The organism is Sorangium sp. So ce726 (genome assembly GCF_051521405.1).
Classification (GTDB): Bacteria; Myxococcota_A; Polyangia; order Polyangiales; family Polyangiaceae; genus Sorangium.
The window spans coordinates 6,697,607-6,722,216 of sequence record NZ_CP150349.1 but is presented as its reverse complement, the minus strand read 5'-3'; the positions used below and the strand labels follow the sequence as shown (position 1 = coordinate 6,722,216).

Here is a 24,610-nt window from a genome sequence, read left to right as displayed (position 1 = left end):
ACGACGTGGAGCGACGCTACGTTCCCGTCGCGGAGGTCGCCCGTCCGCACGGCGTCCAGGGGGAGCTGCGGCTGCGTCTCTACAACGAGGCGTCCGACCTGCTCCTCACGCGCCCTCCGATCAGGCTGCGCCTTCCCGACGGCTCTGCGCGGGACGCGAAGATCGTCGCGACGCGGCCCGTCGACAAGGCGCTGCTCGTGCGGATCGTCGGGATCGACGATCGGGACGCGGCCGAGGCCCTGCGCGGAGCGACGGTGTGCGTGCCGCGGGATGCGTTCGCGCCGCTCTCCGAGGGCGAGTTCTACGCCTGCGACGTCGAGGGGGCGCGCGTGATGACGCCCGACGGCGACCTGCTCGGGCACGTGAGGTCGCTCCAGTCGTACCCGACCTGCGACGTGCTCGTCGTGGAGAGGCAGGGCGCCGATTCCATCGAGATCCCGCTGACCGAGAGCTTCGTCAGCAGCGTGGACGCGGAGCGGCAGGTCGTCCAGCTGGCGACGCTGGAAGGCCTGGTCTGAGCCGCCGTTCCACGCAAGGGAGCCCGCCTCGGCAAGTTTGATGCGCATCGACGTAGTCACCCTGTTTCCGGAGCTCTTCGAGGGGTTCCTGGCGATCGGCATGGTCGGGCGCGCGCTCGCGTCGGGGGCGCTTGCCGTGCGGACACGTAGCCCGCGCGAGTTTGGTCTCGGTCGGCACCGGAGCGTGGATGACACGCCTTACGGCGGCGGCTCCGGCATGGTGATGCGCGTCGACTGCATCGTCCGCTGCATGGAGGCGCTCGACGAAGCCACCGCCGAAGGCGACGCGTCGAGCGCGCCTCCCGGGGCCGAGGCGGCGGCGTCCTCGGGGCCTCTGCCGCGCGCACACCGGGTGCTGCTCACGCCGCAGGGGCAGCCTTTCCGTCAGGAGAAGGCCATCGAGCTCGCGGCGCGCCCTGCCGTTGCGCTCGTTTGCGGTCGCTATGAGGGGTTTGACGAGCGGGTGCGCGCGTTCGTCGACGAGGAGATCTCGCTCGGCGACTTCGTGATGACCGGCGGCGAGGTTGCGGCGATGGCGGTGATCGATGCGTGCGTGCGCCTGCTCCCAGGGGTGCTCGGCAATGCTGTGTCGGCGGAGCACGAGTCGCACAGCCCCGCGCTGTCAGGGCTCCTGGAGTACCCGCAGTACACCCGTCCCGTGGAGTTCCGTGGGCACAAGGTGCCCGATGTGCTGCAGCAAGGAAACCATGCGGCCATCGCGCGCTGGCGACGAGCGGAGGCCGAGCTGCGCACGGCTCAGCGCAGGCCCGACCTCTGGCGCAAGGCGCGGGGGGGAGAGCCGCCCCCGGATGAGAGCGGCGAGGCGCGGCGATGAGGCTCGCGCTCGCGCTCGTTCACTACCCCGTGCTCGACCGGTCCGGGGAGACGGTGACCACGGCGATCACGAACCTCGACCTGCACGACATGGCGCGGAGCGCGCGCACGTACGGGGCCGAGCGGCTCTTCGTCGTTCATCCGGTCGCCGCTCAGCGCGCGTTGGCAGAGCGGATCAAGGAACACTGGGTGATCGGCTCCGGCAAGCGCCGGATCCCGGATCGCGCGGTCGCGCTCGATGTGCTGAGCGTGGTCTCCAGCCTGGACGACGTGTACTCCGCGCTGAGCAGCGCAGGCCGGGGCGGCGTCGAGGTCTGGACGACCGCGGCGGCCTCGCGAGGGCTCCCGGTGACGAGCTACGCAGCGACCCGCGCGCGCCTCGCGCAAGCGAGCGATCCGGTGGTGATCCTGTTCGGCACAGGCTGGGGCCTCGCGCCAGAGGTCATCGCCGATGCCGACGTCCGGATCGAGCCGATCAGGGCGGAGGCGAGCACGGGCTACAACCACCTGAGCGTGCGCGCGGCGTGCGCGATCACGCTCGATCGGCTGCTCGGCGACCGGAACGCGGGGTGATCTCGCGTGGCGCCAGCACCGCCGCGCGCCCTTCCGGTCCATCCTCCTGCGATGAGCGAGCGCGATGCCCATCCTCCCGCCGGGGAGGCGAGCGCGGCGCAAACGACGCCGGATCGGCTGGTGCGCGAGCAGGCGTTCGCGCTCGGCTTCGATGTTGTGGGCGTCGCCCGCGCCGATGAGCCGCTCGGGGTCGAGCACGCACGGTACCTGGAGTTCGTCGCGCGCGGCATGCACGGGGAGATGGGTTACCTCGCGGAATACGCGGAGCAGCGGCGCCGGCTGGACACGAGCGCGATCCTTGAAGGGGCACGCTCGGTCGTGTGCGTCGGCCGAAGGTATGCCCGGCCCAAGGAGAGCGAGCGGCGCGACCCGACGCTCGCGCAGAGCGTCGCGCGGTACGCGCGCGGGCAGGACTATCACAACCACCTGAAGCGGCGGCTCCGGCGGCTCGCAGCGTTCATCCGATCGCTCGCGCCATCCGTGCTCGCGCGGCCGCTGTGCGACGTCGAGCCGGTGATGGAGCGCGTCTGGGCGGCGCGCTCTGGCATCGGCTTCGTCGGCAAGAACGGGCTGATCATCACGCCGGGGCAGGGGAGCTACCAGCTGCTCGGCGAGGTGGTCACCACGCTGGATCTCGTCCCCGACGTGCCCATCGCGGAGCGCTGCGGATCGTGCACGCGCTGCCTCGACGCGTGCCCGACACAAGCGTTCGACGCGCCCTTCGTGCTCGATCCGCGGCGCTGCATTGCGTACCTGACGATCGAACAGAGGAACGCGCCGGCCGAGGCGCTGCGGTCCGGCATGGGTGAGCATCTCTTCGGCTGCGACGTCTGCCAGGAGGTCTGCCCCTTCAACAAGACCGCGCCCCCGCCCCTCGAGCGCACCGCGCCGTTCCATCCTCTGGCCCGATGGGAAGCGCGGGACGTCGATGACCTCGTGTCGCTCGACGAGCAAGCGTTCGACGCGCTGACCGTCGGGACGCCGGTCCGGCGCGCGCGACGCGGCGGGCTCGCACGGAACGCGACGATCGTCGCTGCGAACCGGCTGGCGAGCGGCGCAGAGGGCGCCGCAGCAGCGAGCGCGAAGCGCGCGCTCGTCGCGGCGCTCGCCCATGACGACGCCTCGGTGCGCGCCGTCGCCGCGTGGGGGATGAGCCACGCAGGGGGCGGCGAGCCGGCGAGCCCGGGCGCATCGAGGCCTGACGGACCGAGCGAGGATCCCGGTGCAGGTTGAGGCGCGCTGCCCGCCGCGATCGAACGCGGCGCGGAAGCGCGGCGGTGCTCGGGCGCTCTTCGCGGGCGCCCGATGATCCGCTACGGTGTCCGCCGGCAAGGCGCCGCGCGCACGAGCACCAACGTGGATCTCCCCTCCAGGCTCCGAGCGCTCCTCGACGATCTACGCCGGCACGATTCCGTCCTCTGGCGGCGGGCAGTCGACGCTGGGGTGACCTATGGCCCGGACCTCCTCGTCCGGCACAGCCCTGCGTTGTTCGGGCTCGTCGTCGGGGCGGTGTTGCCGGAGCAGCGGAGGGCCGTGCGCAGGAACCTGCGGCTGGCGCTGGGCGAGCGAGGGAAGCTCGACGAGTACCGCGACGTCGCCCGGGTGTTCATCAACTTCGCTAGCTGTCTCACGGACGCGTTCATCGCGGGCAGCAGCCGGCCCGATCGGCTCACCGGCCTGTGCGTGAACGACGAGCACTTCACGAACGCGTTCCGGCGGGGCCTCGGCGTGATCGTCGTCACGGCGCATACCGGCGGCTGGCAGGCCGCCGCGCCGCTGCTGCGATCGGTGCACGCCGCCGACGTGCTCATCGTGATGCAGCGCGAGCGCGACCAGCGAGCGCAGGCCATCCAGGACGGTACGCGAGATCGGGTCGGGGTCCGGATGCAGCACGTGGCCGACGATCCGCTCGCGGTGCTCCCGCTGCTCGCGCACCTCAGGCGGCAGGGCGTCGTGGCCATCCAGATCGATCGACTTCCGTCCGGGATGCGCGGGCGCGACGTCGAGCTCTTTGGGCGGCCCTGGCGCGTCCCGGAGGGCCCGCTTCAGCTCGCGGCGGTCAGCGGCGCGCCGATCGTCCCTGTGTTCACGCGGCGGACCGGCTTCATGGAGTACGAGATCTGCATCGCGCCGCCCATCTCGCTCCCCCGCAAGCCAGGATCGTCCGAGCTCGACGTGGCAGCGCGGCAGATCACGGCGGAGATGGAGCGTTTCCTCCGGGACAACCCGACGCAGTGGTTCCACTTCGAATAAATCAAGGATTTTGCTCCCCAAATGAGAAATCGCGCCGCCGTCGGGCACGCGCTGCATCGGCGCGCAAGCTGGGTTAAGAGTCCGCGCTGATGGCCCGCCTCCTCGTCGGACTGCCCTCGCTCAAGGGGGATATCCAGAAGTACAAAGATCGCTTCGATCTGGTCGAGCTCCGCCCGCTCGATACGTCGCTGCCTCGCGTGACGACGCTGCGCAAATGGCGCAAGGCGGTGCCGCCGGGCTTCGTCTTCAGCGTGGTGCTGCCGCGCGTGGTCGGCGAGCTCGCCGACGGGCGCGAGCTCGACGAGGCGCTCTCGGCCTCGCTCGAGGTGGCGGCCGTGCTCGAGGCGCGGTGCGTCGTGCTCCAGACGCCGGCGTCGCTCCGGCCGACGGCGAGCAACCGCAAGAAGCTCGCGGCGCTCTTCGAGCGCCTGCCCGCCGAAGGGGTCGTGCGCTGTTGGGAGCCCTCCGGGATCTGGGAGCGCGACGACATCGTCGCGACCGCGCGCGCCGCGAAGGTCATCCCGGTGCTCGACGTGGCTCGCGACGCGCCGCCGCCGGGGCCGATCGTCTATACACGGCTGCGAGCGCTCGGGCGCTCCTCGTCGATGGGAGCGGCCGCGCTCGAGCGGGTCGCCGAGCGTCTGCGCGGGCGGCGTGAGGTGTTCCTGGTCGTCGAGGGAGACCGCGCGCCGCAGATCAAGTCGCTGCTCGCGGCGGCGCTCGCGCGCACGCCCGATCGCTCGACGGCGTCGGCTGTGGTAAGGCCGACCATGCCCATGCCCAGCACCCTCGTCGCCGAGGACGAGGAGCAGTGATCCGCGGCGCGGCAGCCACCGCGAGCGATCCTTTTGCGGCTTCGGCCGCTCGGGCCACGCTCGAGTCCTCCGGCAGCGCGATCGACGCGATCGTCGCCGGCTTCTTCGCTGCAGCTGGCGCTCAGCCCGACGTGCTGCTCGCGCCCGCCGTCGCGCTGGCGGCCGGCGTCGGCGTGGGCGCGAGGGCGTTCGATGGACGGGCGATCCAGCCTGGGCGCGGCGCGCCGCGGCCGCGCGGGTTCGTCGACGGGCAGAGCGTCCCGGAGGCCGCGCACGTCGCCGTTCCGCGCTCGCTCGGCATGCTGGTCCTGCTGCACGGCTACCTCGGACGCGCGCGGCTCCGCGAGCTGGTTCGCTCCGGTGTGGCCGCGGCCGAGCGCGCGGGCGCGGCCGGGCGCGCTGCGCTGCTCCGCGAGGTCGGCTCGCTTGGCGCGGTGGCGCTCCGGGCGCGCGATGTGGAGCGGGCGCTGCTGGCCGTCGGCGGGGCGGTCGCAGGGGGGACGCTGACCGCCGAAGACCTCGCTGAAGCGGTACCCGCCGAGGTGGAAGCCGCGTCGACCACGATCGCGGAGGGAGCGACCGCGCTCCAGGCGCCGTGGCCGGTCGGGGATGTGGCGCGACCCACGGACGCCATCGTCGCCTGCGACGGCTGGGGCACCGTCGCAGCGCTCGCGTACACGCGCACCGACGATGGCGTCACCGTCCCCGAGCTCGAGATCGTGCTCGGCCGCGACGCCGTCCCGGTGCGCCGCGGGATCACGCGCCTCGCCCCGGGCACGCCCCTGCCCGCGGCCGCGCCGATCGGGATCCTCCAGCGCGGCGCCTTCGCGGCTGCGATCGCGCTGGCAGGCAAGCCCACGATCGAGGTGAACGTCCTCACCGCGCTCCTCGGCGGCACCTCGCTCGAGGCTGCCCTCCATGATGTCCGCACGCAGCAGGGCGCCAGCGCCGCCATCGCCGTCCTGCGTGACGAGCGCGACGCGCGCACGGCCAACCTCGCAGCCGGCTTCATGGCCGGGGCAGGGACGCAGCCGGCAGAGGGGTGAGGCGCAGCGGGCGTCGGTCGGCCGAAGCGGAGATCGGTCGGCCACCCGGCTTCCGTTCGCCTACGCGGCGCGGGCCATCGGCTCCGTGGAGGCGCGTTGACGCTGCAGCGAGGCGCAGCGAGCCGCCGCGCAACGTGCGCTGCGGCCGACGCCTGCCAGCTCGCGCCGGCTGCATGCGCCGCGTGCTGTGACGCACACGGCACTTCTGAGGCTGGGAATGGATGGAGGCGAACCCCGAGAGGGGGAGAGCCGAGCGCGGCGTGTAGCCAGCCGCGAAGCGGCGGCCGATATTCAGGCCGCCGCGCTGACGCTGGGCCTAGAGCGGGGAGCAGGTCCGAGGTGCACGCTGCTTGCATCCCCATGGCGGGAGGGCAGCAAGGATGCGACCCTGCGGACTCGACCTTCGAGAGCGCATCGTCAAGGCGTACGAGAATGGGGCAGGATCGGTACGCGACCTGGCCGAGCAGTTCGAAGTCGCACCGAAAACCGTGCAGTCCTATCTCACGCTCTACCGGACGACCGGCAGCGTTGCGCCGCGTCCTCGCGCCAACGGGCCGCGACCGAGGATCGACGGGCAAGCCCTGGATGACCTGAGGTCGCTCGTGGCGACGTCCTCCGACGCGACCCTGGACGATTTGGCTGACCAGCTCGCGCGCCGTGATCACATCGTAGCCAGCCGCCATACCGTCGGCCGGGCGTTGCGGCGGCTGAACATCACCCGGAAAAAAAAGCGCTCCACGCAGCCGAGCGCGACACGGAAGGTGTGACAGCGGCTCGCAAGGCCTTCGCGAAGAAGCTCGCTCGACTCGATCCACAAGAGCTGGTTTTTATTGACGAATTTGGGACCAATCTGGGTATGACACGGAGGTACGCATGGGCGCCACGGGGAGTCCGTGCCCACGGTGCGGTGCCGATCAACACCGACCCCACGATCACGCTCACGATCGGGCTGGCCCTCGATGGTGCCGTCGCTCCCTTCGCGTTCGAAGGCACGACGGACGGCGTAGCCTTCCGCGCGTACGTCGAGGGACAGCTCGTCCCGGCGCTGAGGCCAGGCCAAGTCGTCATCGCAGACAACCTCGGGTCGCACCGCACGCGGGGCGTTCGCGAAGCGATCGAAGGTGCTGGCGCGAAGCTGATGTACCTGCCGCCCTACTCCCCGGACTTTTCTCCGGTCGAGAATTGTGGTTCCAAGATCAAAGAGTCGATCCGAGCGGATGCGCCTCGATCGCCCTCAGCCGTCTACAAGTCGATGGGACATGCGATCGGCGCGATCACTCCGGTGGACGCTCGCGGCTGGTTCAACCACTGCGGGTACTGTATCCCTCGGACCTGCTCCCCGCTCTAGAGCGCGACGCCGTAGCGCTTCGCGTAAGCGACAACGCCGATCTTGTCGATCGTGCGGATGTCGCGCGTCGTGAGGTTGAGCTTCACGAAGCGGTTGAGCTCGGGGACCCAGACGCGCCGGGTCTGGATGTTCACGAGCTGCCAGCGCTTCGTCTTGATGTTGGAGTGGGAGACATTCTGCGCCAGAAGCTTCCGCTTCCCAGTGATGTCGCTCTTCGCCATGACGTCCTCGGTTGGAAGGGGCCCTGCGTCGGTGCCCCGACCGTGAATCGAACTAGCTGGCCGGGCGCACGCCCTGCGCGGGGGAGCAGGGGGGCTCGGGAGCGCGGGAAAGTGAAGGAAGCCGGGGGACATGTCAAGCGTCCTCCGGGGGGTTCATTGCTGCAGCGGGCCGGAAATCTCTATCGGCGAGGTCGATCGCGCGCTGACGCCGGCCGGACGCAGGAGGGGATGCGGGGAAGAGCAGGTCGCAACCCGACCCGGACGAGCCTCTCCCCTCCGTGTCCCCGACGCCCTACGCGCCGGCTGACGCGCGGCCTAGGTCAGCCACTCGCCGCCCGAGGGCGGACGCCGATCCCGCCCGTCCTTCTCGTTCTCGGGGCGGCGTGAGTGCAGATCGATACGCCGGGCGTCGGCAGCCAGGCGCCAGGCCAGGATCTGGAACAGGCCGAGGCTCGTGATGGCGGACGTCGCCGCGAACGCAAGGCCCGCGGAGAGCACGATGACGAGCTCCCGGGGCGAGAAGACGTCGAGAAGGGCAAGCCTGCCGACGACCAGGTCGGCCGTGAAGGCGAGCACCACAGCGACAGCAAGGAACGACCCGGCGCCCGTCGTCTCCGCGCCCATGAACCCGGTAAGGCTGGACAGGACCGCCAGGATCACCAGCAAGGCACCGAGATGGCCCAGGTGTGGATCGTGCAGAGCCAGCTGTCCTATCGCATGCCCGAACGATGGGAGCGTGACGAGGAAGGCGGCGACGAGCAGCCACCGCGCGCCGCTGTAGGCCCTGTAGCGAGACCGGAAGACGAGCGCCGCCGGGAGCGCTATCGCCGCGACGGCCCGGGCGGTTCCCCAGCCGACCGCGGTCCCCGAGCTCTGGAGGCCGATGACGGTCGCGATCGCCCCGAGCACCACCATGGCGACGGCGCGTTGCCGGTAGCTCACCGACGTGAGCGCGGTGAACAGGGCGACGATGCCCAGGACAAACGCTGGCGGTCCCGCGACAACGCCGTCCGGGCGGAGCCCAGCGATCGACAGGCCGCCGAGCAGAAGGAAGCCGGCGCCCACCGCAGCACACCAGATCCGCGCTGCGTCCTGCGCTGGGCGCATCGGCGCCAGGTCCTCCATGAGCGCTTCGGACGCGAGCAGCGGCTTGGTGACGGGCTCACGCGTGCTCGGGGGCGCCACCTCCATCGGGATGGCCGGGTTCGACTCGTGGCGCCGATCGACCGGAGCAACGCTGATGGACGCCGCAGCCGGTCCTTCCTGGGCGCGGTCGGCCGGGCTGTCGCCGGCTGTGGCGCCCTCCGGCTGGGCTGGTGCTGCCTTTTCCCGTTCGGCGATCGCGCGACGGCTCGCTGGCGGGCGGTCGCGGCTCGCCTCTCCGAAAGGCTTTTCCATTGATGGAGCTGGATCAGATCTCACGGGCGTCGAAGGGAGGGCTGCTGCGGAGCTGACCGAGCAGCTCGGCTGAGGTGAGCCGCGCGACCAGGGTGCGCCCGAAGTCTCGCACGGCAGGGAATCCTTGCCCATCCATGGCAAGGGATTGCTCGTCCATGTACAGCCGGCGTGCAATCTCGATTTGCACGGCGTGGACGGCACGGTGCGGTTGGCCGTAGTGCGCGGTGCTGAAGCCCCCTTTATAGGGGTCATCATGGCGCACGGAGAAGCCGCAGGCGCGCGCGTGCTGATCGACCGCGTCGATCACCGCGCTCGCGGCGGTCGTCCGCCCGCGCGTGCCGGGGACGATGTCGGCCCGACCGATCGCCGCCTCCGCGTGGCCGCGGCGGCCCTGGCTCGGCATCGAGTGCGCGCAGAGGAGGATCGCGAAGCCGAAGCGCTCGCGCTTCCGGGCGAGGAGCGCGCTGAGTGCGCCGTGATAGGGGCGGTAGAAGCGGTCGAGCCGGCGCTCCAGCTCCTGCCGCGGCAGTCGGGCGGCAAGGATGGGCTCGCCGTCCGTGGTCATGCGCCAGATGAGCCCCCGCGGGTAGGGCACCCGGCCGCCGCCCTCGACCGCGTCGCCGTCGCAGTCGGCCTCGCTCCGGTTGAGGTCGACGACCAGCCGGCTCATCCTGGAGAACAGGAGCGTCGCCCCCTCGGCCGGAGCGTCCTGGAAGAGCGCGTCGACGTACAGGTCCGCGTCGCGCCCGATGCTGCGCGCCGGTGCGATGGTCCAGGACAGCGACTCGGGATCCACGTGGACGCCCGCGTGCGGTACCTCGACGAGGACCGGGCTTTCCGCTCCGCGGGGCTCGATGACCTCGAAGGCTGACACCACGGGGCCCACTGTGACGCATTCCGCGTCCGGCTGGAACCAGGACGGGGAGGTGAAACGCCGGAAGGGAGGAAGACGTATTGCCGTTCGGGGCGTTCTGGGCCGATTCGCTCCAGCCCGGCTTTCTGGCGCGCTTCGCCGCTTTCGAAGTACCGTTGGCCGTGGACCTCGCGACCTGGGTGGACGCCTACCTGGATCACCTTCGCGTCGAGCGGGCTCTGGCGCCGCTGACGCTCGAGGCGTACGGCCATGATCTCGCCAAGCTCGTCGCCCATGCAGAGGCGAGCGGGATCACGACCGTCGACGGGCTCGACCAGGCGCTGATCGGCACCTACCTGGTCGCGCTCGGCCAGGCAGGCATCAGCGCCAGCTCGGCGGCGCGCCATCTCTCCGCGGTCCGCGGGTTCATCCGCTTCCTGCTCCGCGAGCGCCGCATCGAGCGGGATCCGTGCGCGCTGGTCGAGCGACCCAGGGTCGGGCGGCGGCTGCCCAAGGTGCTCTCGTTTGACGAGATCGCGCTCCTCATCGAGGCGCCCGAGCAGGGGACGTTCAAGGGGCTGCGCGATCGCGCGATGCTCCACGTGATGTACGCGGCCGGTCTGCGCGTCAGCGAGGTGGTGCGCCTCAAGCTCGCGGACATCGACCGGCGCAAAGGGATCGTGATGGCGTTCGGCAAGGGGGGGAAGCGGCGGCTCGTGCCGCTCGGCGAGCCGGCGCTCGCCGCAATCGACGCCTACCTGGAGCTTCGCGCCACGCACCCGCGCAGCGCGGCGACCCAGGTGCTGTTCCTCTCGCCGCGCGGCGGGGCGCTCACCAGGCAGGCGGTGTGGAAGCTCCTCGGCGGATATGCGCGCGCCGTGGGCATCGCCAAGCCGAGCTCGCCGCACAAGCTCCGCCACTCGTTCGCGACGCACCTGCTCGAGGGGGGCGCGGATCTCCGGAGCGTCCAGGCGCTCCTCGGTCATGCGAACGTCGTGACGACCGAGATCTACACGCACCTCGCCGACGATCACGTGCGCGCCGCGTACCGTCGGGCGCACCCTCGCGCGTGAGCGCGCGCAAGATGGCTATTTGCAGCGTTTGAGGAATTTGCCGCAAGGCTTGCTCGCCGCCTGCCCCGCTGGCTGAGCCGGGGGGATCTCGGTGAGCTGGAACTCTTGCACGAGCGGCGTTCCGGCCTTGACGACCACGCTCATGCTCCGCGGGAAGTAGCCGGTTCGCTTGACGCTCACCTTGTGAACCCCAGGGGTGAGCCCGAGCTCGACCTCCGGGGCCTGAGTCACCTTGCCGTCGATGGTGATCTCCTCGCAGGCGACGGGCTTGCACGAGATCTTCACCGTCGCGTCGGTCGCCACGCCGGCGTCGGTCGAGGCGCCGGCGTCGATCGGGGGCTCGGCGCTCGGGGTCCCGGCATCGGCGGCCGGCGCGCTGTGGGCTGGCTCAGGCGGAGCGGGCTCGGCCGACAGCGCGGGGGGAGCCGCCGCGGAAGCGCTGGTCGAGGCGCTGGGGCTCGGCTGCGCCTTGTCCTTGCGGTCCAGGACGTACCACGCGGCGGCCGTGCCCCCGACGAGCAGCACCGCAACGATGCCCACCATCAGGGAGGCCGCCTTGCCCCACGGCGACCGGGGCGCGGTGCTGACCGCCGTCAGCGCGGGGATGCCGCTTCGACGGGATGCTGTCGGGCTCTGGGCTGATAGCGACGGCGCTTGTCCGGCGGGGGCCTCGGCAGAAGGCTGCGGCGAGGGCGCCAGCGGCGGCGAGGGCGAAAACGGCGCGTGTGACGGCTGCGGCGAGGGTGAAAACGGCGAGGGCACCAGCTGCGTGGCGTCGCCGGGCGGCAAGGGCGCGGGCGCGCTCCCCGCGGTGACGGCAACGGCCGGCGGCGCAGGAGCGACCGCCTCGTTCACCGAAGGGGACAGGGCGAGCGTCGAGCCCACCTCGATCGCGGCCGCCGAGAAGCCGCTGAGCATGGCCGCGAGCTCGCTCGCGGAGCGGAAGCGCTCGCGCGGATCGTGCGCCAGCGCGCGCGCGAAGGCGCCGTCGAGCACAGGGCTCAGCGGGACGCCGAGCTCCGCGGCCCGCACGGACGCGGCGAGGCGCGGCGCCATGATCTCGCGCTGCCAGCCCTGAACGTCCACCTGACCCTGGCAGGAACGCCAGTACGAGCGGCCCGTGAGCGCGAAGAAGGAGACCAGCGCAGCGGAGAAGATGTCGGCGGCGGCCCCCGCCTGGCCGCCCGGCTGAAGCTGCTCGGGCGCTAGCCACGGCGCGGAGAGGACGTACCCCTCCTGCGTCGGCAGCATGCTCCGCGCAAGGGACGGCCCGAAGTCGCTGAGCTTCATGCTGCCCGGCGCGCTCGGGTCGATGAACAGGTTCGTCGGCTTGAGGCCGTGGTGGGGGACCTCGCGGGCGTGGGCCGCGTCGAGCACCGCCGCGAGAGAGCGGAGCATCGAGCCGACCTCCTCGAAGCCCATCGGCCGGCGACGCACGAGCTCGGCGAGCGACGGGAACGGGATCATGTCCGTCACCGTGAAGGGCGCGGCCGTCGTCGGGTCGTAGCCGGCCTCGAGGATGTGCGCGGCGAGCTCTGGCGGCAGCCTGTTCGTCTCGGCCACGTACCGCTGGAGGTGCTGCATCGCGTCCGCGCGCTGGCCGACGACCGGCGAGTACAGCTTGAGAGCGACGTCGCGCGCTTGCGCCGTCACCGCGCGGAAGGTGGCCGTCGCGCCCCCGTAGCCGAGGAGCGAGCGGACCGAGAACCTCCCGGCGATGACGCTGCCAGGCGCGACGTTCGGTGCCGTCACGAGATCACTCCGCCGCCACCGAGATCGACTCGATCGATTGCAGGATGGTCTCGTCGGCGCCGGAGTTGTCGTCCTCGGGGACGAAGCCGAGCCCCAGCACGATCTCCCCGTCCTTCCCGGTGTCGCCGAAGATCAGCAGCGGGCCTTTCCTGGCCCCGCGGGTCGCGCCTTCCTTCTGCCACAGGCCGATCTTCCGCCCGGCGACGTCCTTGATGTCGTCGGGCTTCTTCCAGTTCACCTTCTTCTTCGGCAAGGTCACGTTGATCTCGCGCGCCAGCGCCTCGAGCGCGGCGTCGCGCTTCTCGATCGCCTGCTTGCCTTCGCCCGCGTCGATCTGCGCCGTCGCGAAGGCCGGGCCCTCGTCCGCGGCCTGCGCGATCGTGGCGCTCTCCGCCTGGGCGTAGGTCCAGCCCTTCGCGGGCGTGAACACGAGCGAGCTCTGGGCGATCTTCGCCCGGGTCGACGCCTCTGCCTGGCACTGCTCATCGAGCGCCTTGCACGGCTTCGGAGCAGGGGGAGGCGGAGGCGGAGGCGCCGCGGTCACGGTCGGCGGCGGCGCTACGGGTGGCGGTGGAGGCGGCGAGCTGCACGCCGCGGCGAGCGCCGCCGCAGCGCCCAGCGCTAGGGTAGGCAATCGTCGGAAGAACATTGCGCCCGAGCGTTGCAGGACCGGACCCGGTACGGCAAGTAAAGAGCGACTGGGGGGGGAGACAGCTTGCGCCGCAGGGCGCGGCCGGCGCCGCGCGGAAGGCTGACCGCGCCGGCCGCGCCGGCCGCGCCGGCCGCGCCGGCCGCGCCGGCCGCGCCGGCCGCGCCGGGGCGGCTGCACCGGCGCGGCCGCCCCGGCGCAAGGGCTACTTGACGACGGCGCCGACGTCCTGTTCGACCTGCTCGGCGACGCCTACCGGCACCTTGCCGTAAAGGCGGGTGCGCTCCGTGACCAGGAAATAGTCGGGCTTGCCGCTCGCCCCGGGGGGCCCCTTCACGAGCTCGGCGAAGCCGATGTCGCCGGAGCGGCCGGTGTACTCGAGCCGCACGACGACCTCCTTCTGCTCCGGGGCAGCGGCCACGTACTCGGTGGGACGGAGACGGTCGAGCTTGCTCATCCAGTTGCCGACCGTCTCGTCGTTCTGCTCGGGGCTCGCCGGATCGGCCCAGAACTTCTTGCCCTCATCGCCGCTGCGCACGAGCTCCCGGCGCTTGTCCCCGGCGATGACGCGCGCCCTGGCGAGGTCGACGTCCTTCCACTCGTGCAGATCCCGCTCCAGGAGCCGTGACTCGGCGGTGTCGAGATCGCGGTAGATGTCGCCCTTGATGGCGTACACCTCGCCCGTGGCCTCGTCGCGCGCGTACCGGTCCGCGCCGCCGGGCGTCGCGCCGCCGAGGACCAGCTTGCGCTCGGCGCCGCGCAGCTTGACGGTGAGCGTGCCCTCCGGCTCGGTCAGTCCGAACTCGGCCGCGCGGTCGTCCGCGATGCGGCCGATCGAGCGCAGCGCCTTCAGCGGCGCGATCGCCTCGGCGAGCTTGTTGCCGGCGGCCACCGAGACGAACGTCGTGGTCTTGACCGTCGGCCCAGGCTCGGCGGGCGGCTCGTCGTCCTGCGCCTCGTCATCGGGGTTCTGGTGCGGGTCCTTCGGCTTCTCGGCCGGGGGCGTCGTCTTCCGCTCCGCCGTGCCGACGAAGTAGCGGCCCTCCTTGTCCTTCTTCGCCTCGAGGACGACCGTCTTCGATTTCCCCTCGAAGGCGATGCGCTCGACGTCGTCGGCGCGGCCGGTCCAGACGGTCACGTCCGCGACCGAGAGGGCGGCCGCCTTCTCGTCGCGCGTCCAGACGAGGACGGCGAACAAGGCCGCGACCACAACAAGGCCGAGGTGCACGAAAAAGCTGCGTTCCAACCTCATGCGCGCCTCCCGCTCGCGCGCCGCCCGCGGCGCGTGATGAAGAGCCCGAGACCGAGCACCATGGCCGGCGCCACGAGGATCGTGGCCCAGAACCAGACCTGGTCCTTCTCCTTCGTGTGCTCGATCCGGACGTCCTCGCTCGTCGTGATCTCCCCGGCGTAGCTCTCCTCGCCGCCGAGCCACCGGAGCGCGTCGAGCGCGAGCACGATGTTGGGTTCGTTCCTGAACGCCGCGTCGCTGAACACGTCGGCGTCGGCGACCACGAACGCGCGCAGCTCCTTCTTCTCCTTGTCGTCCCCGCCGGGCGCGAGCTCCTTCGAGACCGCCGCGGCGAGGTTGTAGACGCTGCGCTTCTCGCCGCCTTCGTCGAACTTGAAGTTGCCGTTCGCGTCGGCGAACGTCTCGCCCAGCGAGCGGACGACGAAGTCGATCTTCAGGTCACCGTCCTCGCGCTTGTCGAGCGACGACGCTCCCGGGAAGATCGTCGGCGCTTGCTGCGAGTGGCGGCTCAGCGTCGACACCGAGGCGTGCGAGGAGTACCGCGTCGTGACCAGCATCGCCTGGTCCGAGTCGTTGTAGCGCCGCCGCACATAGACCCGATCGTTCGCCAGGACCTCGGGCTTCCACGTGAGCCCCACGGCGCCGGCGAGCGGATCCAGATCGACCTTGGCGTCCGGATCGAGCGCGAGCAGGAGGTGCCCGCCCTCGTCGGCGTGCCGCTTGAGCGCCGCGACCTCCTCCGGGAGGAACGCCTTCTGCGGGCCGAGCACGATGACGACGCTCGCGTCCTTCGGGATCTCGCTGCCGAGCCCCTGGGCGAGCCCGAGGTCCTTGATGATGTAGTTCTGGGACTCGAGCAGCTTGCGGAGGTTCTTGGTCGTCCGCCCCTCGGGGGAGCTGGTCGACTCGTTCAGCTCGCCGTGGCCGACCGTCAGGTAGGCGGTGCGCTGCGGCCGGATCACCTTGAGCAGCACCTTCTGGAAGTCGGCGTCGAGGCTCTTCAGCTTGGCGCCCGCGCTCTTGATGTCGGAGCCGACCGTGAGCGTCTCGCGCGAGCCGTCGCGCGAGAGCACGATGACGCCGTCCTGCGTGACCTTCGCCTCCTTGGCGAGCGCGGGGACGAGCAGGCGATCCTGCACCTCCACGGTGATCTGCGGCGACGCGGCCTTCACCTCGCGCAGGTAGCCCTCGACCTCGGCGCCGACCTCGTTCTGCTGCGGGTAGAAGGCCGTGATCTTGAGCGGCGCGGTCAGGCTCTCGGCGACGCGCTTCGTGGACTCGCCCGGGCGGGCCGTGCGGTAGTACGAGAAGTCCGCCTTGAGATCGAGCTTGCTCGCGGCGAACACGAAGAGCGCCGAGTAGACGGCGGCGAACCCGAGCGTCAGGCCCGAGAGCGTCGCGGCGCGCACCCGCCGGCCCTCGATGCGCTCGGCGCGCCGCATCGGCGCGAGCGCCGCCTCGCCGAACAACAGCGGCACCGTCGCCATGACGAGGAGCGCGACCCAGGCGACCGTCGTGGCCGCCTCGATGCGCGCGCGCAGCTCGGGCGCGGCGCGCGAGACGCCGAGCGTGGCCTGCCCCGCGTCGGTCGTGGTGAAGTAGGCCGCCACCGCGACGACGCCGAGCGCCGACAGGATCGCGAGCGCGCGCTCGACCGCGCGGCGCTCGCCCGTCTCGCGCACCGCGGTCGCGAAGCGCAGCGCGGTGACGAGGACCAGGGTCAAGAACCCGAGCCCCGACAGGGCATAGCGGAGCCACTCGACCGTGGGCACCACGCGCTCGCCGAGGAAGAGGGCGAGGAGCGCGCCCGCGTACGCCGGGACCATCCAGCCCCCGGCGCGGAGCGCAGGCGCCGCGCGCGGCGCGGCAGGCGCCGGCTCGCCGGCCGGCGGGGCCTCTCGCCCGGCGTCCGGCGGGGGCGCGGAGCCCGCTCCCTCACCGCGGTTCTCGGCCTCGTCGGCCTGAGCTTGCTTGTCCTTCACCGCCACCTCCGCGCCTTCAGGGTGTGGGTCGCGGCGAGCAGGAAGAAGTACGCCACCGCGACGTAGTACAGGACGTTCTCCAGCCGGAGCACGCCGTTCAGGAACGGCTTCTGGTTGAGCGGGTAGAGGTTCAGCGCGCTCACGAAGTCGTTGAGCGGCGGCTCCGTCACGCGGGCGACGAGGAACAGGAAGCCGAGCGTCCCGAGGATCGCCGCCCCGAGGATGACCGCGATGACCTGGCTCGCCGCGAGCGTCGAGGCGAAGAGCCCGATCGCGAGCGACGCGGCGCCGAGCAGCAGCACCCCGGAGTAGCCGACCAGGATGTGCCCGACGGACACCTTGCCGTTCACGAAGATGAGCAGCGGCATGTAGATCGTGATCGCCGTCATCAGCGAGACCAGCGCGAGCGCGGCGAGGAACTTGCCGACGATGATCTCGCCGTCGCGCACGGGCGCGGTCTTGAGCAGGATGAGCGTCCCGCTCTCGCGCTCGCCGGCGATGAGCCGCATCGAGAGGATGAGCGCCGCGACCATCGTGATGAACGCCGTGCCGTCGAAGAACTTGAGCAGCACCTCCGCCGACAGCCGGGCGCCCGAGCCGAGCGCCGCGACCTGGAAGTAGATGCCGTCGATGAGCAACGCCGCGGCAGCAACGACGTACCCGAGCGGTGATCTCAGGTACGCGGACAGCTCCCGCCGCGCGACGAGCAATGTCCCTCTCATGTCTCGCCCTCGCCTTCCTCCGCCTGCTCCTCCGCAGGGGCCTTCCTTGCCTCGCCGCCGGCCTTCGCCCTGTCGGCCGCCGCGGACCTGTCCTTCGCCCCGGGCGTCGCGCGCGTGGCGAGCCGCAGGAACACCGACTCGAGCTCGCGCTCGCTCCGCTTCACCTCGAGGATGCCGATGCCCGCCTGCACGAGCTCGGCGCACAGCGCCGCGCGGACGTCGCGGTCGGCCTCGACCGCGAAGCTCATGACGTCGTTCCCCGGCTCGGTCGTGGTGAGCGGCTCGACGGACGTGACGCCCTCCACCTCGCGCGCGAGCTCGAGCGCCTTCGCTGCCTCGCCGCGCGCCACGCGGTAGCCCGCGCCCTCGGCCGCGGGGCCGCGCACCGTGAGCTCGACCCGGACGCCGTGGAGCAGCTTGGCCGAGAGCTCCTGCTCGGTCCCCTGCGCGCCGATCTCGCCGTCCCGGATCACGAGGATGCGATCGCACGTCTCGCTGATCTCGGAGAGGATGTGGCTGGAGAGCAGGATGGTGTGCTTGCCGCGCAGGCTCCGGAGCAGGGCGCGCATCTCGACGATCTGCACGGGATCCAGGCCGCTGATCGGCTCGTCCAGGACGAGCAGCTGCGGCTTGTGCACGATCGCCTGCGCGATGCCGACGCGCTGCTTGAAGCCGTGGGACAGCGAGCTGATGGGATCCGCGGCCACGTCGTCGAGCTGCGTCACCGCGAGCGCCTCGGCCACCCGCGCGTCGGCCGCGCCAGCGTCGACGCCGCGCAGGCGCGCGGCGAAGTGGAGGAAGGCGCGCACGCTCATCTCGTCGTAGAGCGGCGGCCTGTCGGGGAGGTATCCGATGCGGGACCGCACCTCGTGGGGGTGGTCGACGACATCCAGTCCGTCCACGAGCACACGGCCCGCGGACGGGAGCAGATCGCAGGCGAGGATCCTGAGCGTCGTCGTCTTGCCCGCGCCGTTCAGGCCGAGCAGACCGACGATCTCTCCCGCCTCGATCGAGAACGACAGGGGCCCGATGGCCTTCCGGTCACCGTAGTACTTGTATAGGTCGCTGATTTCGATCACGGCCGTGCACCCCTCCGCGAAGGGAAGAAGCTCTCCGCGCCGGCGATTCCGATGCCGCAGAGCGCGGCGATCGAGGCGCCAGCGGCCCCTTACAACAGCGGGAGGCGGAAATCATTCCCGACGCGGCGCGCGCGGGGGCTTGCTCCGGCGGGTGGTCTCTCCCTCCAGACGCATCGAGCGGAACACTCGGTGAAGCGGTGAGCGAAGCGACCAGGACGTGATGGATCTCTGCCTGCAGCGCCGAGAGGTCGGCGATCCGGCAGCGCTCGCCCCGCCGTCAGCAGTGCTCGGCGATGATCGCCCAGCAGGCGTCCGCGAACTCGCGGTACGTCGATCGATCGAGCGTCGCCTGCGTCACCGGCATCACGTCCTGGTGCTCGGCGAGCATCGGGCGCAGCGCGCCCTCGATGTCCGCGCTCGTCTCGATCCACAGGAACTCTTCGATGCCGTCGGTGATCTGGCCGCGGATGAGCTTCGGCACCTCGCTCAGGCGGACCTTCTTCGGGCTCCGCCGCGCGATCGACGAGGCAATCTGCTCGGCGTGCGCCGGCCACCGCTTGAGCGCGTTATGGAACGTGGAGCCGACGAGCCGCAGGATCTGCTGCGCGAGCATCGCCACGCGCGGGCGCTGCACGCGCTCCTCGTTCTCCGCCACCATCGCCAGGTAGTCGTCGCTCAGGAGCTTGCGCAGGTCGCTCGAGAGGATCTGCTGCGACTCCGGCGTCATCCGCAGATCCGCGATGTGCGCGAGGAAGATGTCCCGCAGCAGGGTCAGCCGCGCCGTCACCGAGCCGGTCGGGGTCGTGTCGAGGATCTCGGCGAGCGGGTCGATCAGCCGGCGCCCGAAGGTGGTGAGGATGTGATCGAGGATTCGCTTCTGGTGCTGCTTGTGGCCGAGCACGGACAGCGCGCGCGCGATGTGCGCCTTGCTCGGCGCGTCGACGAGGATCTCCAGCGGCTGGTCTTGCGGCTTCCCCTCGTACATGCGCAGCGACGCGAACATCTCGCGGAACGCGTCCGCCGCGGCCGCCCCCTCGCCCGATTCGCCGTAGACCCGGATGACGAGCCCCGAGTCGGGGCCGGCGTCGAACAGCCGCCGGAGCTCTTCCCGGATGTCCTCGTCCGTGACGAGCGGCCCCGGAGGGAGCGATTTCCCGCGTGAATCCATGAGCCTCCAGCCTACGGCAAAGCGCAGCGTACCTGAACCTCTGTGCCCCGAGAAAGCGAGCGCCGGGGGCGCGCTCGCGGTCCAGTGAGGACGTGCGTGCGGCGATGTCGTACTCCCAACCCCGGCAGGTGTGCGGCTGGGATGTCCTGATGGGCGGCTGAGGTGTCCTGATGCGCGTCGGGGGCTGAGGAGGTCCTCCCAGCCCTGGCGTGCTCCATCCGACGATCAGATGAATCAGATGAAGACGACGGGCTGCTCCCAGATTGCGAGGACGATGCAGCCCTCGGCGCTCGAGACGCTATGCCGGCTGCCTGGGGCGTTCATCACGAGCGTGCCGGCGCGGTGATGCCCGCGCTCGTCCGACTGCGAGCCTGCGAGCACGAAGATGTGCTCATAGCCACGATGGACGTGCTGCGGCACAGATGCTCCCGGCGCATAGCGCAGGAGCGCGGCCGAAGCACCGGTGTCGCTGCTACCGTAAAGACGATGAATATCGACGCCCTCCCGGAAGCGCCTCCAGGGGACTGACTCCGGATGAGCGGCCATCGTTGCGACATTCGCAATGATGAACGGCAACTGCACAGGCACGAAATCCCGCGTCGCTGCTGGAAGTGTAGCTGTCATCGCGAATCTCCAGTGTTGATGGAACCATGCCACAGCGCGCGGTGCGCGCTCAACGGTAATCACGCGAAGCGCGCAAAATTCACGCGTGGGAAAACTTCTAGAAATGAGGAGTCGCGTACACATCCATGGCGTGAAGAGTACATCGAGAACTCCTCTGTTCCCCGCGGCCGTCGTGGCACGGGGGCAGCGCTTCCTCGCCGTCCTCCGTCCACTGCTCCTCTCGCTCTCGCTCCTGCCGGCGGCCGGCTGCAGCAAGGAGGGGTCGAGCGATCAGCCGCTCACGGTGGGCTTCATCTACGTCGGCCCCAGGGACGACTATGGATACAACCAGGCGCACGCCGAGGGGGCCGCCGCGCTCGCCAAGCTGGCTGGCGTGAAGACCCGTGAGGAGGAAAACGTCCCCGAGACGGTCGCCGTGCAGAAGACGCTCGAGAGCATGATCAACCTCGATGGTGCGACGGTGATCTTCCCGACGTCGTTCGGCTACTTCGATCCGCACATCCTCAAGGTGGCGGAGAAGTTTCCGGACAAGACCTTCCTCCATTGTGGCGGCCTCTACGACGCGTCGAAGCACCCGAGCAACGTCGGCAGCTATTTCGGTTACATCGACGAAGCCGAGTACGTGTCCGGCATCGTCGCCGGGATGACGACGAAGAGCGGCAAGCTCGGGTTCATCGCGGCAAAGCCGATCCCGCAGGTGCTCCGCAACATCAACGCGTTCACGCTGGGCGCCCGGAGCGTGAACCCGAGCGCGACGACGGCCGTGATCTTCACCGGCGACTGGTCGATGCCCGTCAAGGAGGCGGAGGCGGCCAACAGCCTCATCGATCAGGGCGTCGACGTCCTCACCGCCCACGTCGACTCACCCAAGGTGATCATCGAGCTCGCGGAGCGGCGCGGCGCGTTCAGCACCGGCTACCACACCAACCAGGCGACGCTCGCCCCGAAGGGGTACCTGACCGGCGCCGAGTGGAACTGGTCCAAGGTCTACACCGACTACCTGACGTTCATCCGCGAGGGGAAGCCGTATCCGCACCTCCTGCGCGGTGGTTTCAAGGAGGGGTACATCAAGATCTCACCCTACGGCCCCGCCGTCTCCGAGGAGGCGAAGAAGAAGGCCGAGGAGGCGAAGGCGAAGCTCACGGACGGCACGCTCACCATCTTCAAGGGACCCATCATGAGCAACGAGGGCAAGGTGGTGATCGCCGATTCGGTCGCACAGCAGCAGACCGACATCGCGCTCGAGAGCATGGACTACCTCGTAGCCGGCGCCCTCGGCTCCACCCACTAGAGCAGTGGCCACCCGCTTCGGATACGGGCCCATCTCGACGTTTTCGGTGCTCAGCGCACGGGAGTGCGCTTCCGCGCCGAAAACGCCGATCTGGGCCCGTCTCCTGTGCGGGTGACCACCGCTCTGGAACGGCCATTGAACAGCCGTCTCCTGTGCGGATGACCACCGCTCTGGAATGGGCATCGATCAGAGCGCTTCGAGGACGGCGGCGGCGGGGGCGGTCCAGCCGATGATCGCGCCCTGGGCGCGCACCATCTCCAGCGTCGCCGCCTTGAACTCGGGGAAGTAGCTCTCGGTGGCGTCCTCGATCAACAGGCACTCGTAGCCGCGATCGTTCGCCTCGCGCATCGTGGTCTGGACGCAAACCTCGGTCGTCACGCCGGCGATGATCAGGTGGGAGACGCCGAGCGCCGCCAGCCTGGCGTCGAGGCCCGTCCGGTAGAAGGCGCCTTTTCCGGGCTTCGGTACGACGAGCTCCCCGGGCGCTGGCGCGAGTTCGGGCACGAAGTCGTTGCCCGGCTCGCCCAGGACCAGGATGCGCCCCATCGGCCCGACATCGCCGATCCGCATGCCGGGAGCACCCCGGCTCCGCTTCGCGGGAGGGCAGTCCGAGAGATCCAGCCTGTGACCCTCCTTCGTGTGGATGATGGGCAAGCCGTGCTCACGGAAAGCGTCGAGGACGCGCCGGACCGTCGGCACGATGCGCTGGAGCCGCTTGACATCGTTGCCGAGCGCCGCGCCGAAGCCCCCGGGCTCGAGGAAGTCGCGCTGCATGTCGATGACGAGCAACGCCACGGCGTCCCGATCGGCGACGCGGAAGGGGTACGGCTTCGCCGCGATCTCGAGGGGCCGCGCCGTCATCGGTGCCCCGCCATCGCGCGGCCAATCTCCGCGACGTCGGCCGAAGCGATCGGCGACTCGAGGACGATGCGGCCTTCGCTCATCACAAGGACACGGTCGGCCATGGCGAAGATCTCGTCGAGATCCGCGCTCACGAGGAGGACGGCGGTCCCGCGGTTGCGCGCCTTCAGGATGCGGGAGCGGATCTCGGCCACAGCCGCGAAATCGAGCCCGAAGCAGGGGTTTGCGGCGACGAGGAGCTCGATGTCCTCGCCCATGCCGAGCTCGCGCGCGAGGACGGCGCGCTGCACGTTGCCGCCGGAGAGCTTGCCTATCGGGGCGTCGACCGAGGGCGCTTTGATGGCGTACTCCGCGGCGAGGTGCTCGGCCGATCGCCTCAGCGCCGCGCGGCTCACGCCCCAGCGGAGCCTCGTGAAGGGCGGCCTGTCGAAGACGCGGAACCCGATGTTCTCCGCGACGGACATCGCGGGGACGCAGGCGTTGCGCAGCGGCTCCTCGGGCAGGCACCGCACCCGGTGGTGCAGGATCTGCGCGCGCCCGGCGCCGTACGGCTCGCCATGGACAAGCACTTTGCCCGCCCGCGCGAGCCGCTGCCCGGCGAGGACCTCGACGAGCTCCTCTTGCCCGTTGCCGGAGACGCCGGCGATCCCGACGATCTCGCCGCGATGGACCGTGAGCGTCACGCCGTCGAGCGCCGGCCGACCGCGATCGTCGCTCGCGGCGAGCCCCTCGATGCGCAGGATCGGCTCCCCGGCCGGCGCGTCGCCGCGCGCCGCGGAGACCTGCGCCGGCTGCGCGCCGACCATCATCTCGGCCATGGCCGCCGGCGTGAGGTCCTTGACCTTGCCCCGGCCGGCGACCCGGCCGCGCCGCAGCACCGTGACCTCGTCCGCGAACGCCGTCACCTCGCGGAACTTGTGCGAGATCATGAGCACGCTGAGCCGCTGCTCGTCGGCCATGCAGCGGAGCATCCCGAGCACCTCGTCGGCCTCCCCGGGCGTGAGGACCGAGGTCGGCTCGTCGAGGATGACGATCCTGCTGCCGAGGTAGAGCTGCTTCAGGATCTCGAGCTTCTGCTTCTCGCCCGCGGCGAGCGCGCGGACGGTCCGCTCCGGATCGAGCCGGAACGGCATGCGCTCCATGAACGCGCGGATCGCCTCGCGCTCCTTCCGCCAGTCGATCACGAGGGGGAGCGACGCGCGCGCGAGCACGAGGTTCTCGGCGACCGTCATGTTCATCACGAGGGTGAAGTGCTGGTAGACCATGCCGATCCCCAGCGCCTGCGCGTCGCGCGGGCTCCTGATGGACAGGGCCGCGTCGCCGACCCTCACCTCGCCGGCGTCGGCCTGGTGATAGCCCATGATGCACTTGACCAGCGTGCTCTTGCCGGCGCCGTTCTCGCCGAGGAGCGCGTGGAAGCTCCCGGGCGCGAGGCGCAGCGAGACGTCATCGAGCGCGAGCAGCGGCCCGAACCGCTTCGTGATCCCCGCGGCGGAGAGCGCCGGCGGCGGCGTGGGGGGGCTGGGCTCCCGGGCGGCGGCGCGGGGCGGCCTCGCCGCGGGGCTCGAGAAGACGCGCGGGTCCATGGTCACGGGAGCGCCTCCAGCAGCGCGGCGGAGGTCGAGACCGCGCCGAACACGCCGTTCTGCATCTTGATCATCTTCAGCGCCGCGGCGTGGTTGCCAGGATCCGTGGCCGCGCAGCAGTCGGAGAGCAGCAGGCACTCGTACCCGCGGTCGTTCGCCTCGCGCATGGTGGTGTGCACGCAGACGTCCGTCGTGATCCCCGTGAGGATCAGGTTCTCGATGCGGCGCTGGCGGAGGATGAGATCGAGATCCGTCGCGCAGAACGAGCCTTTGCCCGGCTTGTCGATGATCGGCTCGCCGGGCAGGGGAGCGAGCTCCGGGATGATCTCCCACCCAGGCTCTCCGCGGACGAGCACGCGCCCGCACGGCCCGGGGTCGCCGATGCCCACGCCCGTGCCGCGCCCGCCGTCGGTCCGGCGGGAGCGCCACCGCTTGTTCGCCGGGAGATCGGAGAGGTCCGGCCGGTGCCCCTCGCGCGTGTGCAGGACGTGATAGCCGCGGCGGCGCAGCTCCGCGAGCGTGCGCTGGATCGGCGCGATGCACGCCCGCGTCAGGGAGATGTCGTAGCCGAGCAGGTCGATGTACCCGCCCTTCCCGCAGAAGTCGGTCTGCATGTCGATGACGATCAGGGCCGTCGTCTCGGGGCGGAGCGCGCCGTTGTAAGGCCAGGCGTAGGGATCAGCGGCCACGTAGGGCATGGGTCGAGTCCTCC

The 24,610-nt window shown here is 70.8% G+C and carries 25 protein-coding genes; 11 read left to right on the top strand and 14 right to left on the bottom strand.

Going from position 1 to position 24,610, the window contains the following annotated elements:
- Window positions 1-5: 5 nt before the first annotated feature.
- The 9 genes from rimM (at window position 6) to WME79_RS24965 (ending at window position 7,387) form a co-directional block, all read left to right on the top strand.
- The gene (rimM, locus tag WME79_RS25005; protein ID WP_437539697.1) at window positions 6-518 is read left to right on the top strand and encodes a ribosome maturation factor RimM; all 513 of its coding nucleotides are present in this window, start codon (window positions 6-8) and stop codon (window positions 516-518) included.
- Window positions 519-558: 40 nt separating this feature from the next.
- Complete coding sequence (gene trmD / locus WME79_RS25000; RefSeq protein WP_437539695.1) at window positions 559-1,353, top strand: tRNA (guanosine(37)-N1)-methyltransferase TrmD; 795 nt, start codon at window positions 559-561, stop codon at window positions 1,351-1,353.
- Window positions 1,350-1,925: an RNA methyltransferase gene (locus WME79_RS24995; RefSeq protein ID WP_437539693.1), complete on the top strand. Its 576-nt coding sequence runs from the start codon at window positions 1,350-1,352 to the stop codon at window positions 1,923-1,925. The genes trmD and WME79_RS24995 overlap by 4 nt, the downstream gene beginning before the upstream one ends.
- A 51-nt stretch (window positions 1,926-1,976) precedes the next feature.
- Window positions 1,977-3,158: a tRNA epoxyqueuosine(34) reductase QueG gene (queG, locus tag WME79_RS24990; protein ID WP_437539691.1), complete on the top strand. Its 1,182-nt coding sequence runs from the start codon at window positions 1,977-1,979 to the stop codon at window positions 3,156-3,158.
- Window positions 3,159-3,230: 72 nt separating this feature from the next.
- A complete protein-coding gene (locus WME79_RS24985) occupies window positions 3,231-4,178 on the top strand; it encodes a lysophospholipid acyltransferase family protein (protein ID WP_437539689.1) in 948 nt (315 codons plus the stop codon).
- A gap of 89 nt (window positions 4,179-4,267) precedes the next feature.
- On the top strand, window positions 4,268-4,993 hold the full coding sequence (locus WME79_RS24980; RefSeq protein ID WP_437539687.1) for a DUF72 domain-containing protein: 726 nt from the start codon (window positions 4,268-4,270) through the stop codon (window positions 4,991-4,993).
- Window positions 4,990-6,039 (top strand): hypothetical protein, encoded by a 1,050-nt coding sequence (locus WME79_RS24975; RefSeq protein ID WP_437539685.1) that lies wholly within the window; start codon window positions 4,990-4,992, stop codon window positions 6,037-6,039. The genes WME79_RS24980 and WME79_RS24975 overlap by 4 nt, the downstream gene beginning before the upstream one ends.
- Window positions 6,040-6,419: 380 nt before the next feature.
- Window positions 6,420-6,806 (top strand): helix-turn-helix domain-containing protein, encoded by a 387-nt coding sequence (locus WME79_RS24970; protein ID WP_437521135.1) that lies wholly within the window; start codon window positions 6,420-6,422, stop codon window positions 6,804-6,806.
- Window positions 6,803-7,387, top strand: coding sequence for an IS630 family transposase (locus tag WME79_RS24965; RefSeq protein WP_437521138.1), 585 nt, complete (start codon window positions 6,803-6,805; stop codon window positions 7,385-7,387). The genes WME79_RS24970 and WME79_RS24965 overlap by 4 nt, the downstream gene beginning before the upstream one ends.
- Here WME79_RS24965 and rpmB read toward each other — a convergent pair.
- The 3 genes from rpmB to WME79_RS24950 form a co-directional block, all read right to left on the bottom strand.
- On the bottom strand, window positions 7,384-7,608 hold the full coding sequence (rpmB, locus tag WME79_RS24960; RefSeq protein WP_012237062.1) for a 50S ribosomal protein L28: 225 nt from the start codon (window positions 7,606-7,608) through the stop codon (window positions 7,384-7,386). The two genes, WME79_RS24965 and rpmB, sit on opposite strands and share 4 nt — an antisense overlap.
- A 315-nt stretch (window positions 7,609-7,923) precedes the next feature.
- Window positions 7,924-9,006, bottom strand: coding sequence for a hypothetical protein (locus tag WME79_RS24955; RefSeq protein WP_437539683.1), 1,083 nt, complete (start codon window positions 9,004-9,006; stop codon window positions 7,924-7,926).
- 13 nt (window positions 9,007-9,019) lie between these two features.
- Complete coding sequence (locus WME79_RS24950; RefSeq protein WP_437539681.1) at window positions 9,020-9,883, bottom strand: N-formylglutamate amidohydrolase; 864 nt, start codon at window positions 9,881-9,883, stop codon at window positions 9,020-9,022.
- 158 nt (window positions 9,884-10,041) lie between these two features.
- Between WME79_RS24950 and xerD the strand changes: the two genes are divergently transcribed.
- Window positions 10,042-10,932, top strand: coding sequence for a site-specific tyrosine recombinase XerD (gene xerD / locus WME79_RS24945; RefSeq protein ID WP_437539679.1), 891 nt, complete (start codon window positions 10,042-10,044; stop codon window positions 10,930-10,932).
- Window positions 10,933-10,947: 15 nt separating this feature from the next.
- Here xerD and WME79_RS24940 read toward each other — a convergent pair whose 3' ends face one another.
- The 8 genes from WME79_RS24940 to WME79_RS24905 form a co-directional block, all read right to left on the bottom strand.
- Window positions 10,948-12,684 carry a serine/threonine protein kinase gene (locus WME79_RS24940; RefSeq protein ID WP_437539677.1) on the bottom strand — a complete coding sequence of 579 codons (1,737 nt, stop codon included), beginning with the start codon at window positions 12,682-12,684 and terminating at the stop codon, window positions 10,948-10,950.
- Window positions 12,685-12,688: 4 nt separating this feature from the next.
- Window positions 12,689-13,318, bottom strand: a complete 630-nt coding sequence (locus tag WME79_RS24935) for a hypothetical protein (RefSeq protein ID WP_437539675.1) — start codon at window positions 13,316-13,318, stop codon at window positions 12,689-12,691.
- Window positions 13,319-13,538: 220 nt separating this feature from the next.
- Window positions 13,539-14,585: a DUF4340 domain-containing protein gene (locus WME79_RS24930; RefSeq protein WP_437539673.1), complete on the bottom strand. Its 1,047-nt coding sequence runs from the start codon at window positions 14,583-14,585 to the stop codon at window positions 13,539-13,541.
- Window positions 14,582-16,567 (bottom strand): Gldg family protein, encoded by a 1,986-nt coding sequence (locus WME79_RS24925; protein ID WP_437539671.1) that lies wholly within the window; start codon window positions 16,565-16,567, stop codon window positions 14,582-14,584. Before WME79_RS24925 ends, WME79_RS24930 begins: the two co-directional genes overlap by 4 nt.
- The gene (locus WME79_RS24920) at window positions 16,564-17,289 is read right to left on the bottom strand and encodes an ABC transporter permease (RefSeq protein WP_437539669.1); all 726 of its coding nucleotides are present in this window, start codon (window positions 17,287-17,289) and stop codon (window positions 16,564-16,566) included. Before WME79_RS24920 ends, WME79_RS24925 begins: the two co-directional genes overlap by 4 nt.
- Entirely contained in the window at window positions 17,286-18,368 is a 1,083-nt protein-coding gene (locus WME79_RS24915; RefSeq protein WP_437539667.1) for an ABC transporter ATP-binding protein, read from the bottom strand. The genes WME79_RS24920 and WME79_RS24915 overlap by 4 nt, the downstream gene beginning before the upstream one ends.
- A 277-nt stretch (window positions 18,369-18,645) precedes the next feature.
- Window positions 18,646-19,536, bottom strand: coding sequence for a hypothetical protein (locus tag WME79_RS24910; protein ID WP_437539665.1), 891 nt, complete (start codon window positions 19,534-19,536; stop codon window positions 18,646-18,648).
- A gap of 234 nt (window positions 19,537-19,770) precedes the next feature.
- Window positions 19,771-20,124, bottom strand: coding sequence for a cupin domain-containing protein (locus WME79_RS24905; protein WP_437539663.1), 354 nt, complete (start codon window positions 20,122-20,124; stop codon window positions 19,771-19,773).
- Between the two features lie 268 nt (window positions 20,125-20,392).
- Here WME79_RS24905 and WME79_RS24900 point away from each other — a divergent pair, with 268 nt between their 5' ends.
- Window positions 20,393-21,451, top strand: a complete 1,059-nt coding sequence (locus tag WME79_RS24900) for a BMP family ABC transporter substrate-binding protein (protein ID WP_437539941.1) — start codon at window positions 20,393-20,395, stop codon at window positions 21,449-21,451.
- 186 nt (window positions 21,452-21,637) lie between these two features.
- Here the strand turns inward: WME79_RS24900 and WME79_RS24895 are convergent, their stop codons facing one another.
- The 3 genes from WME79_RS24895 to biuH are packed head-to-tail and all read right to left on the bottom strand — an operon-like array spanning window position 21,638 to window position 24,596.
- Window positions 21,638-22,312, bottom strand: a complete 675-nt coding sequence (locus WME79_RS24895) for a cysteine hydrolase family protein (RefSeq protein ID WP_437539661.1) — start codon at window positions 22,310-22,312, stop codon at window positions 21,638-21,640.
- Window positions 22,309-23,898, bottom strand: coding sequence for an ABC transporter ATP-binding protein (locus WME79_RS24890; protein ID WP_437539939.1), 1,590 nt, complete (start codon window positions 23,896-23,898; stop codon window positions 22,309-22,311). The genes WME79_RS24895 and WME79_RS24890 overlap by 4 nt, the downstream gene beginning before the upstream one ends.
- A gap of 2 nt (window positions 23,899-23,900) precedes the next feature.
- On the bottom strand, window positions 23,901-24,596 hold the full coding sequence (gene biuH / locus WME79_RS24885; RefSeq protein WP_437539659.1) for a biuret amidohydrolase: 696 nt from the start codon (window positions 24,594-24,596) through the stop codon (window positions 23,901-23,903).
- Window positions 24,597-24,610 lie beyond the last annotated feature (14 nt).